A 13,863-nucleotide genomic window follows, 5' to 3' on the forward strand; every position below is an offset into this window, starting at 1 on the left:
GGCGCGAGACTGTGCGCGTCAACAGCCACTTCCCCGCACCCCGTCATGAACACTTGCGCCACCCTCGCCTCCTCGTCGCCGGCACGCCACGCGCGTGGCCCGGCCCATCGCTGGCGCGTGCTCGCGGCCGGCGTCGCCGCGAACATGAGCTTTTCCGCCGCCGCGGCCGGCATCCCGACCACCGCCGTCTGGATGCGCGCCGACTACCGGCTCGACAACGGCGCGCTCGGCGTCGTGCTCGGCGCGCTCGGCCTGGGCGTCGCGCTGTCCGAGCTGCCGTGGGGCATCGCCGCTGATCGCTTCGGCGATCGGCGCACACTCCTGTCCGGGCTGGTCGCGACCGCCGCGATGCTCGCGCTGATGGCGTTCGCGATCGCGCCGTCCGCGCAGGCGGTGCCGCCGCTGATGCGCGTCGCCGCCGCGCTGTTCGTCGTCGGGCTGCTCGGCGGCAGCGTCAACGGCTCGAGCGGCCGCGCGGTGATGCGCTGGTTCGGCGAACGCGAGCGCGGGCTCGCGATGAGCATCCGCCAGACCGCGGTGCCGCTCGGCGGCGGCGTCGGCGCGGCGCTGCTGCCGTCGCTCGCGTCGCACGTCGGCTTCGCCGCCGTGTACGGCGCGCTCGCGCTGCTGTGCGCGGTGTCGGCCGTGCTCACCTGGCGCTGGCTGCACGAGCCGCCGGAGCGCGATGCGCCCGTTGCTGCGCACGCCGGCGGGCAGCCCGCGCCGCATGCACGCAGCCCGCTCGCAAGCGGCCCGGTGTGGCGGATCGTGCTCGGCATCGGCCTGCTGTGCGCGCCGCAGTTCGCGGTGCTCACGTTCGCGACCGTGTTCCTGCACGATGTCATCCGGCTCGGGCTCGCCGGCATCAGCGCGGCGATGGTCACGCTGCAGGCCGGCGCGATGGCGATGCGCGTGTGGAGCGGACGCCATACGGACCGGCGCGGCAACCGGCGCGCGTACCTGCGCGGCTCGGTGCTCGTCGCGGTGGCGTCGTTCGCGCTGCTCGCGGCCGTGACCAGCGCGTTCCCGCACGTGCCGCCCGCCGCGATCGTCGTGTTGCTGGTGCTCGCGGGCGTTTGCGTGTCCGCATGGCACGGCGTCGCCTATACCGAGCTCGCGACGCTCGCCGGCGCGAATCAAGCCGGCACCGCGCTCGGGATGGCGAACACCTGCGTGTACCTGGGCCTGTTCGCGACGCCGCTCGCGATCCCGCCGCTGCTCGCGCACGCGTCGTGGAGCGTCGTCTGGCTCGCGACGGCCGCGTGCGCGCTCGCGACGTGGCCGCTGTTTCCGCGGCCCGCCGCCCAGGTCCGCTCACGCTGACCGGAGCCCCTCGGCCGCCAGCGCGCGCTGCGCCGCGGGCCGCGCGGCGACGCGCTGCGCGTGGGCGCTCCACGCCGCGTGCCGCGTCATGTCGAGCCCGATCGCCGCGCCCCAGTGATACAGCACGAGCAGGAACGGATCGACGATCGAATGGCCGCCCGGCTCCGCCCACTCGCGCCCGTCGGCCAGACTCGCTTCGATCGTCGCGTTCGCGGTGTCGATCACGCCGCGCCCATGCGCGCTGATCGCGCCGTGCACCGCCGGATCGTCGACGAAGCGGCCCGGCCGCCACAGCGCGCCGTAGCCGACGCCATGCACCCAGCCGACGAGCCACGCGAGCCATTCGTGGCAGCGCGCCTCGCGCAGCGGATCGTCGAGCGGCAGCAGGTGCGCGTCCGGATGGCGGCGCGCGAGATACGCGAGGATCGCGGGCGTTTCGGTGAGCACGCGCGGCTCGCCCGGAATCGCGAGCGCGGGCACGCGCGCCTTCGGATTGATCGCGAGATAGCGGTCGCCGTAGTTGTCGCGCTCGCGCACGGAGACGACTTCGGTGTCGAACGGCGCGCCGGTTTCCTCGAGCGCGATGTGCGAGGCGAGCGAACAGGCGCCCGGCGAATAGTAGAGACGATATGCATTCATGTTGACGGTGCCACGCAGGCCGTGTGGAAGATGGCGCCGAGTGTAGGAACGCGGCGGCGGCGCCGGCAAACGATGAATTGTCGTGCTCGGGCATTAGTGCTACTAATACCGGCCATGCGACCGATCCATCTTCCTCCGCTGCAGACGCTGCGCGCGTTCGAGGCCGCCGTGCGGCTGCAGAGCTTCACGCGCGCCGCGGACGCGCTCGCGCTCACGCAGGGCGCCGTGAGCCAGCACATTCGCGCGCTCGAGGCGCAGCTCGGCTACCCGCTCTTCACGCGCGAACGCAACGGCGCGACGCCGACGCATGCCGCGCATGCGCTCGCGCTGCAGGTGCGCCAGGGCCTGAGCGTGCTCGAGCGCGCGTTCGAGCCGGCGCTCGCGACGCGCAGCCGGCCGCGCACGCGCGCCGTCACGCTCGACGTCAGCGTGCTGCCGAGCGTCGCCGAACGCTGGCTAGCGCCGCGTCTGCCGCGCTTCGCGGCCGCGCACCCGCACATCGACATCGCATTGCATCCGGACGCCGCGCTCGCGCCGCTGCGCAAGCGCGACCGCATCGACGTCGCGCTACGCTACGGCCCCGGCACGTGGCCGGGCGTCGTTGCAGAGAAGCTCATGAACGAGACCGTGTTTCCGGTCGCGAGCCCCGGGTACCGCAATCGCGACGGCATCGCGCCGCGCGCGCCGGCCGACCTCGTGCGCGCGACGCTGCTGCGGCATCCCGCGCAGCCGTGGGAGCCGTGGTTCCAGGCCGCGCGGCTCGACCTCACCGAATCCGCGCGCGCGCCGCGCTTCACCGACGCGAACGCGCTGATCGACGCGGTGCTGAAGGGGCGCGGCGTCGCGCTCGCGCGCCGTTCGCTGATCGAGCCCGAACTGGCGGCGGGCACGCTCGTGCGCGTATCCACGGTGCGCATCACCGACGTCTACGCGCACTATGTCGTGTGGCGTCCCGACCATCCGAAGGAAGCGGCGATCCGCACGTGGCTCGGCTGGCTGCGCAGCGAAGTGCGCCGCCGCACGCCGCGCCGCTGACGCGCAACCCGCACGACCGAAAGCCATTCGTCACCGCGCCGAAAGCATTCCGCGATCACGCGCCGGCCGCAAACGATTCATCGAAACGCCTCATCGATTCGTCATACTCGTCGACGTTCGAGATCAGCCCCGCAGGAGACATGTGATGCGCCGCTTTGCCACCGCCCTCGCCGTTTGTGCCGCACTGTCCGCCGCCGCGTGCAGCGACGACGCATCGCATGGCGCGCACCCGGCCGACGGCGCGCGGCAGGCCGGCGGGTCCGCCGGCACGGCGAGCGCATTCAACAGCGCCGCGCCGGCCGGCAACGCCGCGTCGGCGACCGCGCCGCTCGCGCCGCCCGTCGTCCACTATCCGCCGGAAGACGACGACGGCGCAAAGCCGGCCGCACCGGCATCGGCCGCCCCCGCATCGACGCCGGGCTGATCCGCCGTTTCCGTCCCCGTTCGCAGAACCGAGGTGAAAAACATGACGTCATCCAGCCGCCGCCGTTTCCTGCATACCGTCGCGCAGTCCGCGGGCGCCGCCGCCGCGCTCGGCGCGTTCCCCGAATCGATCCGCCGCGCGCTCGCGATTCCCGCCGCGCGCGGCACCGGCACGATCCGCGATGTCGAGCACATCGTCGTGTTCATGCAGGAGAACCGCTCGTTCGACCATTACTTCGGACACCTGCGCGGCGTGCGCGGCTACAACGACCGGTTCCCGATCCCGCTGCCCAACGGCAAGCCCGTGTGGTACCAGCCGTCGAAGGCGGACCCGGCGAAGCCCGTGCTGCCGTTCCGGCTCGACACGAAGACGACCAGCGCGCAGTGCCTCGGCGCGCTCGACCACTCGTGGGCGAAGACCCACGCGGCGATCGACGGCGGCCGCTACGACCAGTGGCCCGCGAACAAGACCGACATGACGATGGGCTACCACGTGCGCGAGGACATCCCGTTCCACTACGCGCTCGCCGATGCGTTCACCGTCTGCGATCACTACTTCTGCTCGCTGCCGGGCCCGACGCACCCGAACCGCGCGTACCTGATGACGGGCACGATCGACCCGACCGGCAAGTTCGGCGGCCCGCTGCTCGACAACGCCGACTACGTCGACGGCGACCTGCCGCCCGCGTACCAGCTGCTCACGTGGCAGACCTTCCCCGAGCGGCTCGAGGCGCGCGGCGTCTCGTGGCAGATCTACCAGCAGGGGCTCACGTGGGCCGATCCGGTCAACGGCAACTACGGCACGAACATCCTGCAGAACTTCGCGAACTTCATCCACGCGCAGCCGGGCTCGTCGCTGTACCAGCGCGCGCAGACGGTGCGCACGCTCGACGACCTGAAGTCCGACGTGATCAACGACCGCCTGCCGCAGGTGTCGTGGCTGCTGCCGCCCGCGGTGTTCTCCGAGCATCCGAAATACACGCCCGCCTACGGCGCGAACTACACGTCGCAGATCCTCGACGCGCTCACCGCGAACCCGGACGTATGGAGCAAGACCGTGCTGTTCATCATGTACGACGAGAACGACGGCTTCTTCGATCACATCGTGCCGCCGCAACCGCCGACGTCGGCCGCGCAGGGCGCGTCGACCGTCACGACCGACGGCGAGCTGCACACCGTCGTGAACCCGGGGCGCGGCGGCAGCTACACGGCCGACGGCCTGCCGTACGGCCTCGGCCCGCGCGTGCCGATGACGGTCGTGTCGCCGTGGACCAAGGGCGGCTTCGTGTGCTCGCAGGTGTTCGACCATACGTCGGTGATCCGCTTCATCGGCGAGCGCTTCGGCGTCGACGAGCCGAACATCACGCCGTGGCGCCGCACGGTGTGCGGCGACCTGCGCGCCGCGTTCGATTTCCGCACGCAGGACGCGACGTTCCCGCCGCTGCCCGACACGAGCCAGTACCGCTCGATCGCCGACCAGCAGTGCACGTCGCAGCCCGCGCCGACCGTGCCCGCGCAACCGGCGCCGATCGATCCGCAGGAACCGGGCGTGCGGCCGGCGCGCGCGCGCTGCCGTACGAACTGCATGTGAACGCGCGCGTCGACGGCGCGAACCGGCTGCGCATCGAATTCGCGAACCGCGGCGAGCAGGGCGCGCACTTCAACGTGTATGCGACGAACCGCGGCGACGGGCCGTGGCGCTACACGGTCGGCGCGCACCGCACGCTGCACGCGGATTTCGACCTGTCGGCGACGCACGGCGCGTATGCGTTCTCGGTGTACGGGCCGAACGGCTTCGTGCGGATCTTCTCGGGCAACGCGTCGGCCGCGGCCGCGCATCGCCGCAATCACGCGCAGCCGGAAGTCAAGGCCGGCTACGACGTCGCGAACGGCAACCTGTACCTGAAACTGCGCAATCACGGGACGGGCCACGTCACGCTGACGCTGACCGACAACGCGTACGGCGCGCCGGCGCGGCAGGTGACACTGCACGCGGGCGACGAGCGCGTCGAGCAATGGCTGCTCGCGTCGAGCCACCAGTGGTACGACGTGACGGTGAGCGACGGCGCGAACGGCACGTTCTCGCGCCGCTTCGCAGGTCACGTCGAGAACGGGCGGCCGAGCTATTCGGATCCGGCGGCGGTGAAGCCCGTCACCGCGTAACGGCCGCTCGCGCCGCGCGTCGAAAGACGACGCCCTGCAGGGCGGGCCTCGGCCCGCGCCGCAGGGCGTTTTTCGTGGTGGCGCGCGGCGTCGTGGATTCGCACTGCGTCAGATCGCGTGCGCGAGCACCCTGCCGGCGAAGGCGGCATCGAACTCTCCCGTCTCCTCACGAAACCGCAGCGGCGCCGCGCAATGCACGAGCGTATCGATGAAGTACTTCGCGCGCGGCCACGGCCCGAAGCCGGCTGCGGTGTTGATGTGGCCCGCGTCGCCGAGGTTGACGAACGCGCTGCCGAGCCGCTGCGCGAGGGTGCGGGCATCGCCGGACGACATCCACGGATCGGTCTCGCTGCCGATCACGATCGACGGCACCGCGAGGCGCCGCGCGTCGAACGCGCCGGCGAACGTGAACTTCCGCGGGCTGGCCGGCGCGACCAGCAGCACGCCCGCGACTTCGCCGGCATGCGGCCACTGCGCGAGCGCGTGCGCGGCCGCGAGGCAGCCGAAGCTGTGCGCGGCGAGCACGAACGGGCCGCGCTCGCGTTCGAGCAGCGTGCGCACGGACTGCGCCCAGCCCGCGAGATCCGGCGCGTCCCAGTCCGCCTGCTCGACGCGCAGCGAACGCGGGAACTGCCGTTCGAGCCAGGTCTGCCAGTGAGCGCCTTCGCTGCCGTGCAGGCCGGGAACGGTGACGAGCCGCGGCGGCCAGACCGATTTGCTGCATGCGCCCATGATTGCCCTCCTAGGGTCTGTTTACATGTGGAACGCACATGCGTTGCCACGAGAACGGCCGCTCGCGAGGCGTGCGACGCCGCGAATACTGGACGTATCGCCAAGGAGCGCAACGCGGCGAGCGGCCGTTCTCGTGGCAACCCCAAACTAAAAAATTCATTCCAGGGGAATGCCCGAAATCGCCCGTATGGCGGCGTCGCTCGTCGCTTGTTTGGCTCGGCCAAACGGCGCTCCTCGCTTCTTGCCCTCCGAGCGATTTCGGGCATTCGCATGTGCGTTCCACATGTAAACAGACCCTAGCTTGAAGACGAAGCCCGATTGTGGCGCGCCGCGCGCGGCGGCCGAACCAATATTTCGTGCTTTGCTTTTCGGCGGGCGGGATCGCGCCCCCGCCCGCCGACGCAACCCGCCGCGAAACCGTAGAATGTGAGGTTCCAGAAAGGAGACACCCGATGCCCGCTACGCCCGCCGGCGCGCTGCGCCCGTTCCATCTTGCCTTTCCCGTGTCGAGCCTCGCCGATGCCCGCGCGTTCTACGGCGGCCTGCTCGGCTGCCCGGAAGGCCGCAGCTCGGATCATTGGGTCGATTTCGACTTCTTCGGCCACCAGCTCGTCGCGCATCTCGCGCCGCACGAAACCGACGCGGGGGGCGCGAGCGCGGTCAACCCGGTCGACGGCGACGACGTGCCGGTGCGCCACTTCGGCGTCGTGCTGGCGATGGACGAATGGCACGCGCTCGCGGACAAGCTGAAGGCCGCGCACACGCGCTTCGTGATCGAGCCGCACATCCGCTTCAAGGGCGAGGTCGGCGAGCAGGCGACGATGTTCTTCCTCGATCCGTGCGGCAACGCGCTCGAATTCAAGGCGTTCGCCGACATCGGCCAGCTGTTCGCGAAGTAACCGCATGAAGATCCTGTTCCATTCACCGCATCAGGAAGCCGGCGCATGGCGCGACGAGCTCGCGCAGGCGCTGCCGGAAGCCGAGCTGCGCGCGTGGCAGCCGGGCGACACGGCCGCCGCCGACTACGCGCTCGTGTGGCGCGCGCCGCGCGAGCTGTTCGCGCCGCGCGACGGCCTGCGCGCGATCTTCAACCTGGGCGCGGGCGTCGACGCGCTGCTCGCGCTCGAACGCGCGCATCCGGGCACGCTGCCGCCGCACGTGCCGCTCGTGCGGCTCGAGGATTCGGGCATGGCGCAGCAGATGGTCGAGTACGTGACGCACGCGGTGCTGCGCTACCTGCGCCGCTTCGACGAATACGACGCACTGCAGCGCGAGCGCCGCTGGCACGTGCTCGACCCGCATCCGCGCGCGACCTTCACGGTCGCCGTGCTCGGCCTCGGCGTGCTCGGCGCGCAGGTCGCACAAGCGCTCGCCGCGCTCGGCCTGCCGGTGCGCGGCTACAGCCGCAGCCCGAAGCAGCTCGACGGCATCGAGACCTTCGCGGGCGACGGCGCCTTCGACGCGTGCGTCGACGGCGCGAAGGTGCTCGTCAACCTGCTGCCGAGCACGCCGGACACCGACGGCATCCTCTGCGCGCGCACGTTCGCGCGGCTCGCACCCGGCGCCTACGTGATCAACGTCGCGCGCGGCGCGCATCTGGTCGAGGCCGACCTGCTCGACGCGCTCGCGGGCGGCCGCGTCGCCGCCGCGACGCTCGACGTGTTCCAGCACGAGCCGCTGCCGGACGACCATCCGTTCTGGCGCGCGCCGCGCATCACGATCACGCCGCACAGCTCCGCCGAAACGCTGCGCGCGGAAGCGGTCGAGCAGATCGCCGGCAAGATCCGCGCGTTCGAGCGCGGCGAGCCCGTCAGCGGGATCGTCGACTACGCGCGCGGCTACTGAAAACGCGCATTCCAAAGACAAGGAGACAGTCATGACCTTCCCCACCGCCGTGAAGATCGTCGAAGTCGGCCCGCGCGACGGGCTGCAGAACGAAAAGACCTTCGTGCCCACCGACGTGAAGATCGCGCTGGTCGACCGCCTGTCGCGCGCCGGCTTCCGCAACATCGAGGCCGCGTCGTTCGTGTCGCCGAAATGGGTGCCGCAGATGGCCGACGGCGCCGACGTGATGGCCGGCATCGAACGGCGCGCCGGCACCGTCTACTCGGTGCTCACGCCGAACCTGAAGGGCTTCGAGGGCGCGCTCGCCGCGCGCGCGGACGAGGTCGTGATCTTCGGCGCGGCGAGCGAGGCGTTCTCGCAGCGGAACATCAACTGCAGCATCGCCGAGAGCATCGCGCGCTTCGAGCCGGTCGCGAAGGCCGCGAAGGATGCGGGCCTGCGGCTGCGCGGCAGCGTGTCGTGCGCGCTCGGCTGCCCGTACCAGGGCGACGTGCCGGTCGCGTCGGTCGTCGACGTCGTCGAGCGCTTCGCGGCGCTCGGCTGCGACGAGATCGACATCGCCGACACGATCGGCGTCGGCACGCCGCACCGCACGCGCGAGGTGCTCGCGGCGGTCGCGCGCGTGTTTCCGCGCGAGCGCCTGTCGGGCCATTTCCACGACACCTACGGGCAGGCGCTCGCGAACATCTACGCGGCGCTGTTCGAAGGGATCGGGATCTTCCACGCGTCGGTCGCGGGCCTCGGCGGCTGCCCGTACGCGAAGGGCGCGACCGGCAACGTCGCGACCGAGGACGTGCTGTACCTGATGCAGGGCCTCGGCATCGACACCGGCGTCGATCTCGCGCAGGTCGTCGCCGCCGGCGAATTCATCTCCAACGCGATCGGCCGCGCGAACGTGTCGCGCGCCGGCCGCGCGCTGCTCGCGAAGGCGCAAAGCGCGGCCGACGCGCCGAGCTGCGCCTGACCCCAGGCTTCATGCATTCAACGGATCCGACTACATGACGACACCCACTTCATTCGACTCCCTCCCCGATTCCGCGCGACGCGTCGCGACGCTGCTGCGCGAGCGCGGCCATGCGAAAGGCATCGTGATGCTGTCTGAAACCGGCAAGACGTCCGCGGAGGCGGCGGCCGGGCTCGGCTGCTCGGTCGCGCAGATCGCGAAGTCGATCCTGTTCCGCCGCCAGTCGGACGGCGCGCCGGTGCTGGTCGTCGCGAGCGGCGCGAACCGCGTCGACGAGCAGAAGGTCGCCGCGCAGGTCGGCGAGGTCGGCCGCGCGGACGCGAAGTTCGTGCGCGACAACACCGGCTATGCGATCGGCGGCGTGTGCCCGATCGGCCATCTGGTCGAGCCCGTCACGCTGATCGACGCCGACCTGCTCGCGCTCGACAGCCTGTGGGCCGCGGCCGGCCATCCGCACGCGGTGTTCAACCTGTCGCCGCAGGAGCTCGTCACGCTGACCGGCGCGCCGGTCGCCGACGTCGCGCTGCGGGAGACCGCATGAGCGACGTGCCGCAAAGCGCCATCGCATCGCCGTGCACCGGCGTGTGCAAGATCGATCCGCGCACCGAATGGTGCGCGGGCTGCCTGCGCACCCGCGACGAGATCAAGGGATGGCGCGCGTCGGACGACGACGCGAAGCGCGCGGTGCTCGCGCGGCTCGACGCGCGGCGCGCGCTCGCGGCAAGCGACGCATAAAAAAATGCCGTTCAGCCTGACGGGCGAACGGCATCTCGAATCGGAATCCTGTGAACGTGATCAACGTCACAGCACGCATCATACGAGCGACGCCGACTGCATCGCATCGGGTGTTTCCCTACAACTTCTTACAGCCCGTTTCATGTGCGCGCGGCACGTCTTTCGCTCCGTAGCGGCAAGCCGTAGCGGTGAACCGAATCGCACGACCGTTTCAGCGCCCCGCCACCGCGCGGCGCGCCGGCACGATGCGCCAGCCGAGATTGACGCCGGCCGCCGCGAGCAGGATCAACAGCGCGCCGAGCACCTGCGTCCACGCGAGCGTCTGCCCGAACGCGACGCGGTCGACCGCGATCGCGACGACCGGATAGACGAACGACAGCGCGCCCGTCATCGCGGTCGGCAGCTTCTGGATCGCGCCGTACAGCAGCACGTACATCACACCCGTGTGCACGATGCCGAGCACGACGAGGTCGAACCATTGCGACGGCGTCGCCGGCAGCGTGCCGAAGCGGGCGAACGGCGCGAGCATCACGACGCCGAGCCCGACCTGCAACAGCGCGATCAGGTGCGGCGGCGTGCCCTTCAGGTGCTTGGCGATGATCGACGACACCGCGTACAGGAACGCGGCGCCGAGCGCGAGCGCGACGCCTTCGAGATACTCGCCCGGCACCGCGAGCACGGCCGGCTCGACGCGCACCACGCACACGAGGCCGACGAACGCGAGCAGCAGCCACCCGAGCGTCGACGCGATGATCCGTTCGCGGAACACCAGCGCGCCGAGCGCGACGAGCATGAACGGCTGCGTGTTGTAGACGGCGGTCGCCATCGAGATCGACGCGCGCGAATACGCGGCGAACAGCAGCAGCCAGTTCGCGACGATCGCGACGCTGCCGAGCGCGGCGAGACCGAGCATGCGCCACGAGAACAGCGAGCGGCGCAGGAGCCCGAGCGCCGCGCACACGAGCGCGAGCGTCGCGCCGCCGAACACGCAGCGGAAGAACACGACGTTGGCGAGCGGCTGCCGCGACGACATCACGAGCCAGCCGATCGTGCCGGACATCAGCATCGCGACGACCATTTCGGCGGCGCCGCGGCGAATTTCGTTCGAAGCCATGATGTTCCCGTTGAAGGATCGGATGACTTCGATTCTAGAAACTTGCTTTCGCGATCTCCACGGCTAAACTGAAGCAAATCATCCGATTCACCTTCGAAAGCAAAGCGATCATGACGAAGCGCCTTTCTCCTCCATCCGTCGCCGCGCTCGACGCGACCGACCGCGCGATCCTCGCCGCGCTCGCCGACGACGCGCGCATCGCGACCAGCGAGCTGGCGCGGCAGATCGGGCTGTCGGCGCCCGCGACCGCGGACCGCGTGCGGCGCCTCGAGGCGCAGGGCGTGATCGCCGGCTTCACCGTCGCGCTCGACCCGCGCGCGCTCGGCTATACGCTGCAGGCGATCGTCCGCGTGAAGCCGCTGCCCGGCCAGCTGCATCTCGTCGAGGAGCTGCTGCGGCGCATCCCCGAATTCGTCGAATGCGACAAGGTGACCGGCGACGACTGCTTCATCTGCCGGCTCTACCTGCGCTCGATCGAGCAGCTCGACGGCATCCTCGCGAAGGTGACCGAGCGCGCGGAGACGAGCACCGCGATCGTCAAGTCGACGCCGGTGCCGCGCCGGCTGCCGCCGCTTGCGGACGACGACGCGGCGCGGCGGTGACGCACGCGCGCCGCCGCCCGCGCCGCCATCCCCATCAGGCCGCCGGGTCGCGCGCCTCGAAGAACGCGAGCATCTCGTCGATCAGGTCGACCGGCGCCTCTTCCGGAATGTAGTGCCCGCACGGGAGCGCGCGGCCGCTGACGTCGCGCGCGACGTGCCGCCATTCGTCGAGCGGATCGAAGCAGCGTTCGACGATCCCGTTCGCGCCCCACAGCACGCGCAGCGGGCACGCGACCTTGGTGCCGCGCTCGAGATCCGCACGATCGTGCTCGAGGTCGATCGTCGCCGACGCGCGGTAGTCCTCGCACATCGCGTGCACCGCGCCCGGCTGCGCGAGCGCCGCGCGATACGCGGCAAGCGCGTCGGGCGCGAACGGCGCGAGGCCCGCCGAGCGATTGCCCATCACGCGCTCGATGTACGCGTCGGTGTGGCCGCCGATCAGCGTCTCCGGCAGCGGCTCGGGCTGGATCAGGAAGAACCAGTGGAAGTACGCGGTCGCGAATGCGCGATCGGTCTTCTCGTACATCGCGAGCGTCGGCGCGATGTCGAGCAGCATCATTCGCTCCACCGCGTCGGCATGATCGAGCGCGAGCCGGTGCGCGACGCGCGCGCCGCGATCGTGCGCGCACACGTAGAAACGCTCGAAGCCGAACTGCCGCATCACCGCGACCTGGTCGGCCGCCATCGCGCGCTTCGAATACGGCGTGTGCTGTGCGTCGCTCGCGGGCTTGCCGGACGCGCCGTAGCCGCGCAGATCGGTCGCGATCACCGTGAAATGATCCGCGAGCGTCGCGGCGACGCGATGCCAGATCATGTGGGTCTGCGGATGGCCGTGCAGCAGCAGAAGCGGCGGCCCCGCGCCTCCTTTGACACCGAAGATGTCGGTGTCCTGCACCGTTACGCGAAACGGTGCGAATGTCTCGAACGGCATGGTCTGTTTCTCGTTGGTTTGTTATAGGCGGCTATTGTAGGAGCGCGCTCGAAGCCGCACAGCGGCGTGGATACCCGAATTCGTAGAAAGAGAGCACTCACTCGATTGCCCGCGCGCGGCGCGCTTTGCTAAGCTCGCAAGCAAACGCACGATCGTTCGTATTAATATGTGCGGCAGACCTGCGCGGCGGCCGCACCGGCTACACTCGAAGCGCCGTTCGCGCTGTCACTGTCACGTACAGTCACGATCAGGATCAGTATCAGGAGACTCCACATGGCATTACCCGCCGTTCTTCAGCATCTGACGCTGCCCGTCATCGCGTCGCCGATGTTCATCGTCAGCTATCCCGAACTCGTCCTCGCGCAATGCAAGGCCGGCATCGTCGGCTCGTTCCCGGCGCTCAACGCGCGCCCGGCCGAACTGCTCGACGAATGGCTCACGAAGATCCAGGCCGAGCTCGCCGACCACAAGGCGAAGCATCCGGATGCGGTGATCGGCCCGATCGCGGTCAACCAGATCGTCCACCAGTCGAACGAGCGGCTCGAGCACGACATCCGCGTGTGCGTCGACCACAAGGTGCCGATCTTCATCACGAGCCTGCGCGCGCCCGCGCGCGAGATCGTCGACGCGGTGCACAGCTACGGCGGCATCGTGCTGCACGACGTGATCAACCTGCGGCACGCGCAGAAGGCGCTCGAAGCGGGCGTCGACGGGCTGATCCTCGTCGCGGCCGGCGCGGGCGGCCACGCGGGCACGACGTCGCCGTTCGCGCTCGTCGGCGAGGTGCGCAGGATGTTCGACGGCCCGATCGTGCTGTCCGGCGCGATCGCCAACGGCGGCTCGATCCTCGCCGCGCAGGCGATGGGCGCCGACCTCGCGTACATGGGCACGCGCTTCATCGCGACGCAGGAAGCGCACGCGGTCGAGGACTACAAGCGCGCGATCCTCAACGCGAAATCCGCCGACATCATCTATACGAACCTCTTCACGGGCGTGCACGGCAACTACATCCGCGAAAGCATCGAGAAGGCCGGCCTCGATCCGGAAGCGCTGCCCGAATCCGACAAGACGAAGATGAACTTCGGCGGCGACAAGGCGAAGGCGTGGAAGGACATCTGGGGCGCGGGCCAGGGCGTCGGCCTGATGGACGACCTGCCGAGCGTCGGCGCGCTCGTCGAGCGGCTGAAACGCGAGTACGACGACGCGAAGGCGCGGCTCGGCATCACGCGCTGACGCAGCGCGTCACCGCAACCCGGACGGGTCGCACAAAACGAAAGCGCGAACGCCTCACGGCGTTCGCGCTTAATAGGATGGTCAGCCCGATCCTCACCCAGCGGACTACGCTGAGTGAGGATTT

At 70.3% G+C, this 13,863-nt stretch carries 14 protein-coding genes and 1 pseudogene; 11 read left to right on the forward strand and 4 right to left on the reverse strand.

The window, feature by feature from the left end:
• Positions 1–45 precede the first annotated feature (45 nt).
• Complete coding sequence (locus KY49_RS21075; RefSeq protein ID WP_042586455.1) at positions 46–1,323, forward strand: MFS transporter; 1,278 nt, start codon at positions 46–48, stop codon at positions 1,321–1,323.
• On the opposite strand, the gene KY49_RS21080 is transcribed toward KY49_RS21075, so the two are convergent.
• Entirely contained in the window at positions 1,315–1,962 is a 648-nt protein-coding gene (locus KY49_RS21080) for a glutathione S-transferase N-terminal domain-containing protein (protein WP_042586456.1), read from the reverse strand. The two genes, KY49_RS21075 and KY49_RS21080, sit on opposite strands and share 9 nt — an antisense overlap.
• 114 nt (positions 1,963–2,076) lie before the next feature.
• Between KY49_RS21080 and KY49_RS21085 the strand changes: the two genes are divergently transcribed.
• From KY49_RS21085 to KY49_RS21095, 3 genes and pseudogenes are all read left to right on the forward strand, one after another.
• Positions 2,077–2,997: a LysR substrate-binding domain-containing protein gene (locus tag KY49_RS21085; protein ID WP_042586457.1), complete on the forward strand. Its 921-nt coding sequence runs from the start codon at positions 2,077–2,079 to the stop codon at positions 2,995–2,997.
• A gap of 145 nt (positions 2,998–3,142) precedes the next feature.
• Positions 3,143–3,421 (forward strand): hypothetical protein, encoded by a 279-nt coding sequence (locus KY49_RS21090; protein ID WP_042586899.1) that lies wholly within the window; start codon positions 3,143–3,145, stop codon positions 3,419–3,421.
• 42 nt (positions 3,422–3,463) lie between these two features.
• A pseudogene (locus KY49_RS21095) lies at positions 3,464–5,583 on the forward strand (phosphocholine-specific phospholipase C).
• A gap of 108 nt (positions 5,584–5,691) precedes the next feature.
• Here KY49_RS21095 and KY49_RS21100 read toward each other — a convergent pair.
• Entirely contained in the window at positions 5,692–6,315 is a 624-nt protein-coding gene (locus tag KY49_RS21100; RefSeq protein ID WP_042586458.1) for an RBBP9/YdeN family alpha/beta hydrolase, read from the reverse strand.
• Positions 6,316–6,767: 452 nt separating this feature from the next.
• Between KY49_RS21100 and KY49_RS21105 the strand changes: the two genes are divergently transcribed.
• From KY49_RS21105 to KY49_RS21125, 5 genes are read left to right on the forward strand one after another with little or no spacing between them, the layout of a single operon-like run.
• Positions 6,768–7,214: a VOC family protein gene (locus tag KY49_RS21105; protein WP_010090481.1), complete on the forward strand. Its 447-nt coding sequence runs from the start codon at positions 6,768–6,770 to the stop codon at positions 7,212–7,214.
• A gap of 4 nt (positions 7,215–7,218) precedes the next feature.
• The gene (locus KY49_RS21110) at positions 7,219–8,160 is read left to right on the forward strand and encodes a 2-hydroxyacid dehydrogenase (RefSeq protein WP_042586459.1); all 942 of its coding nucleotides are present in this window, start codon (positions 7,219–7,221) and stop codon (positions 8,158–8,160) included.
• A gap of 31 nt (positions 8,161–8,191) precedes the next feature.
• Positions 8,192–9,124: a hydroxymethylglutaryl-CoA lyase gene (locus KY49_RS21115; protein WP_042586460.1), complete on the forward strand. Its 933-nt coding sequence runs from the start codon at positions 8,192–8,194 to the stop codon at positions 9,122–9,124.
• Between the two features lie 34 nt (positions 9,125–9,158).
• Positions 9,159–9,665: a YbaK/EbsC family protein gene (locus tag KY49_RS21120; protein WP_010090477.1), complete on the forward strand. Its 507-nt coding sequence runs from the start codon at positions 9,159–9,161 to the stop codon at positions 9,663–9,665.
• Positions 9,662–9,859: a DUF1289 domain-containing protein gene (locus tag KY49_RS21125; RefSeq protein ID WP_042586461.1), complete on the forward strand. Its 198-nt coding sequence runs from the start codon at positions 9,662–9,664 to the stop codon at positions 9,857–9,859. The genes KY49_RS21120 and KY49_RS21125 overlap by 4 nt, the downstream gene beginning before the upstream one ends.
• A gap of 211 nt (positions 9,860–10,070) precedes the next feature.
• Here the strand turns inward: KY49_RS21125 and KY49_RS21130 are convergent, their stop codons facing one another.
• Positions 10,071–10,973, reverse strand: a complete 903-nt coding sequence (locus tag KY49_RS21130; RefSeq protein WP_042586462.1) for a DMT family transporter — start codon at positions 10,971–10,973, stop codon at positions 10,071–10,073.
• 110 nt (positions 10,974–11,083) lie between these two features.
• On the opposite strand from KY49_RS21130, the gene KY49_RS21135 reads away from it, so the two are divergent.
• Positions 11,084–11,575, forward strand: a complete 492-nt coding sequence (locus KY49_RS21135; protein ID WP_042586463.1) for an Lrp/AsnC family transcriptional regulator — start codon at positions 11,084–11,086, stop codon at positions 11,573–11,575.
• A gap of 34 nt (positions 11,576–11,609) precedes the next feature.
• Here the strand turns inward: KY49_RS21135 and KY49_RS21140 are convergent, their stop codons facing one another.
• A complete protein-coding gene (locus KY49_RS21140) occupies positions 11,610–12,506 on the reverse strand; it encodes an alpha/beta fold hydrolase (protein WP_042586464.1) in 897 nt (298 codons plus the stop codon).
• A gap of 273 nt (positions 12,507–12,779) precedes the next feature.
• Here KY49_RS21140 and KY49_RS21145 point away from each other — a divergent pair, with 273 nt between their 5' ends.
• Complete coding sequence (locus KY49_RS21145) at positions 12,780–13,739, forward strand: NAD(P)H-dependent flavin oxidoreductase (RefSeq protein WP_042586465.1); 960 nt, start codon at positions 12,780–12,782, stop codon at positions 13,737–13,739.
• Positions 13,740–13,863: the final 124 nt, after the last annotated feature.

The organism is Burkholderia sp. MSHR3999, from assembly GCF_000833595.1.
Taxonomy (GTDB): domain Bacteria; phylum Pseudomonadota; class Gammaproteobacteria; order Burkholderiales; family Burkholderiaceae; genus Burkholderia; species Burkholderia ubonensis.

Bases quoted from the DNA above. Each gene is read 5' to 3' on its own strand.
- KY49_RS21075 (WP_042586455.1), top strand. From the start codon at position 46: ATGAACACTTGCGCCACCCTCGCCTCCTCGTCGCCGGCACGCCACGCG.
- KY49_RS21080 (WP_042586456.1), bottom strand. From the start codon at position 1,962: ATGAATGCATATCGTCTCTACTATTCGCCGGGCGCCTGTTCGCTCGCC.
- KY49_RS21085 (WP_042586457.1), top strand. From the start codon at position 2,077: ATGCGACCGATCCATCTTCCTCCGCTGCAGACGCTGCGCGCGTTCGAG.
- KY49_RS21090 (WP_042586899.1), top strand. From the start codon at position 3,143: ATGCGCCGCTTTGCCACCGCCCTCGCCGTTTGTGCCGCACTGTCCGCC.
- KY49_RS21100 (WP_042586458.1), bottom strand. From the start codon at position 6,315: ATGGGCGCATGCAGCAAATCGGTCTGGCCGCCGCGGCTCGTCACCGTT.
- KY49_RS21105 (WP_010090481.1), top strand. From the start codon at position 6,768: ATGCCCGCTACGCCCGCCGGCGCGCTGCGCCCGTTCCATCTTGCCTTT.
- KY49_RS21110 (WP_042586459.1), top strand. From the start codon at position 7,219: ATGAAGATCCTGTTCCATTCACCGCATCAGGAAGCCGGCGCATGGCGC.
- KY49_RS21115 (WP_042586460.1), top strand. From the start codon at position 8,192: ATGACCTTCCCCACCGCCGTGAAGATCGTCGAAGTCGGCCCGCGCGAC.
- KY49_RS21120 (WP_010090477.1), top strand. From the start codon at position 9,159: ATGACGACACCCACTTCATTCGACTCCCTCCCCGATTCCGCGCGACGC.
- KY49_RS21125 (WP_042586461.1), top strand. From the start codon at position 9,662: ATGAGCGACGTGCCGCAAAGCGCCATCGCATCGCCGTGCACCGGCGTG.
- KY49_RS21130 (WP_042586462.1), bottom strand. From the start codon at position 10,973: ATGGCTTCGAACGAAATTCGCCGCGGCGCCGCCGAAATGGTCGTCGCG.
- KY49_RS21135 (WP_042586463.1), top strand. From the start codon at position 11,084: ATGACGAAGCGCCTTTCTCCTCCATCCGTCGCCGCGCTCGACGCGACC.
- KY49_RS21140 (WP_042586464.1), bottom strand. From the start codon at position 12,506: ATGCCGTTCGAGACATTCGCACCGTTTCGCGTAACGGTGCAGGACACC.
- KY49_RS21145 (WP_042586465.1), top strand. From the start codon at position 12,780: ATGGCATTACCCGCCGTTCTTCAGCATCTGACGCTGCCCGTCATCGCG.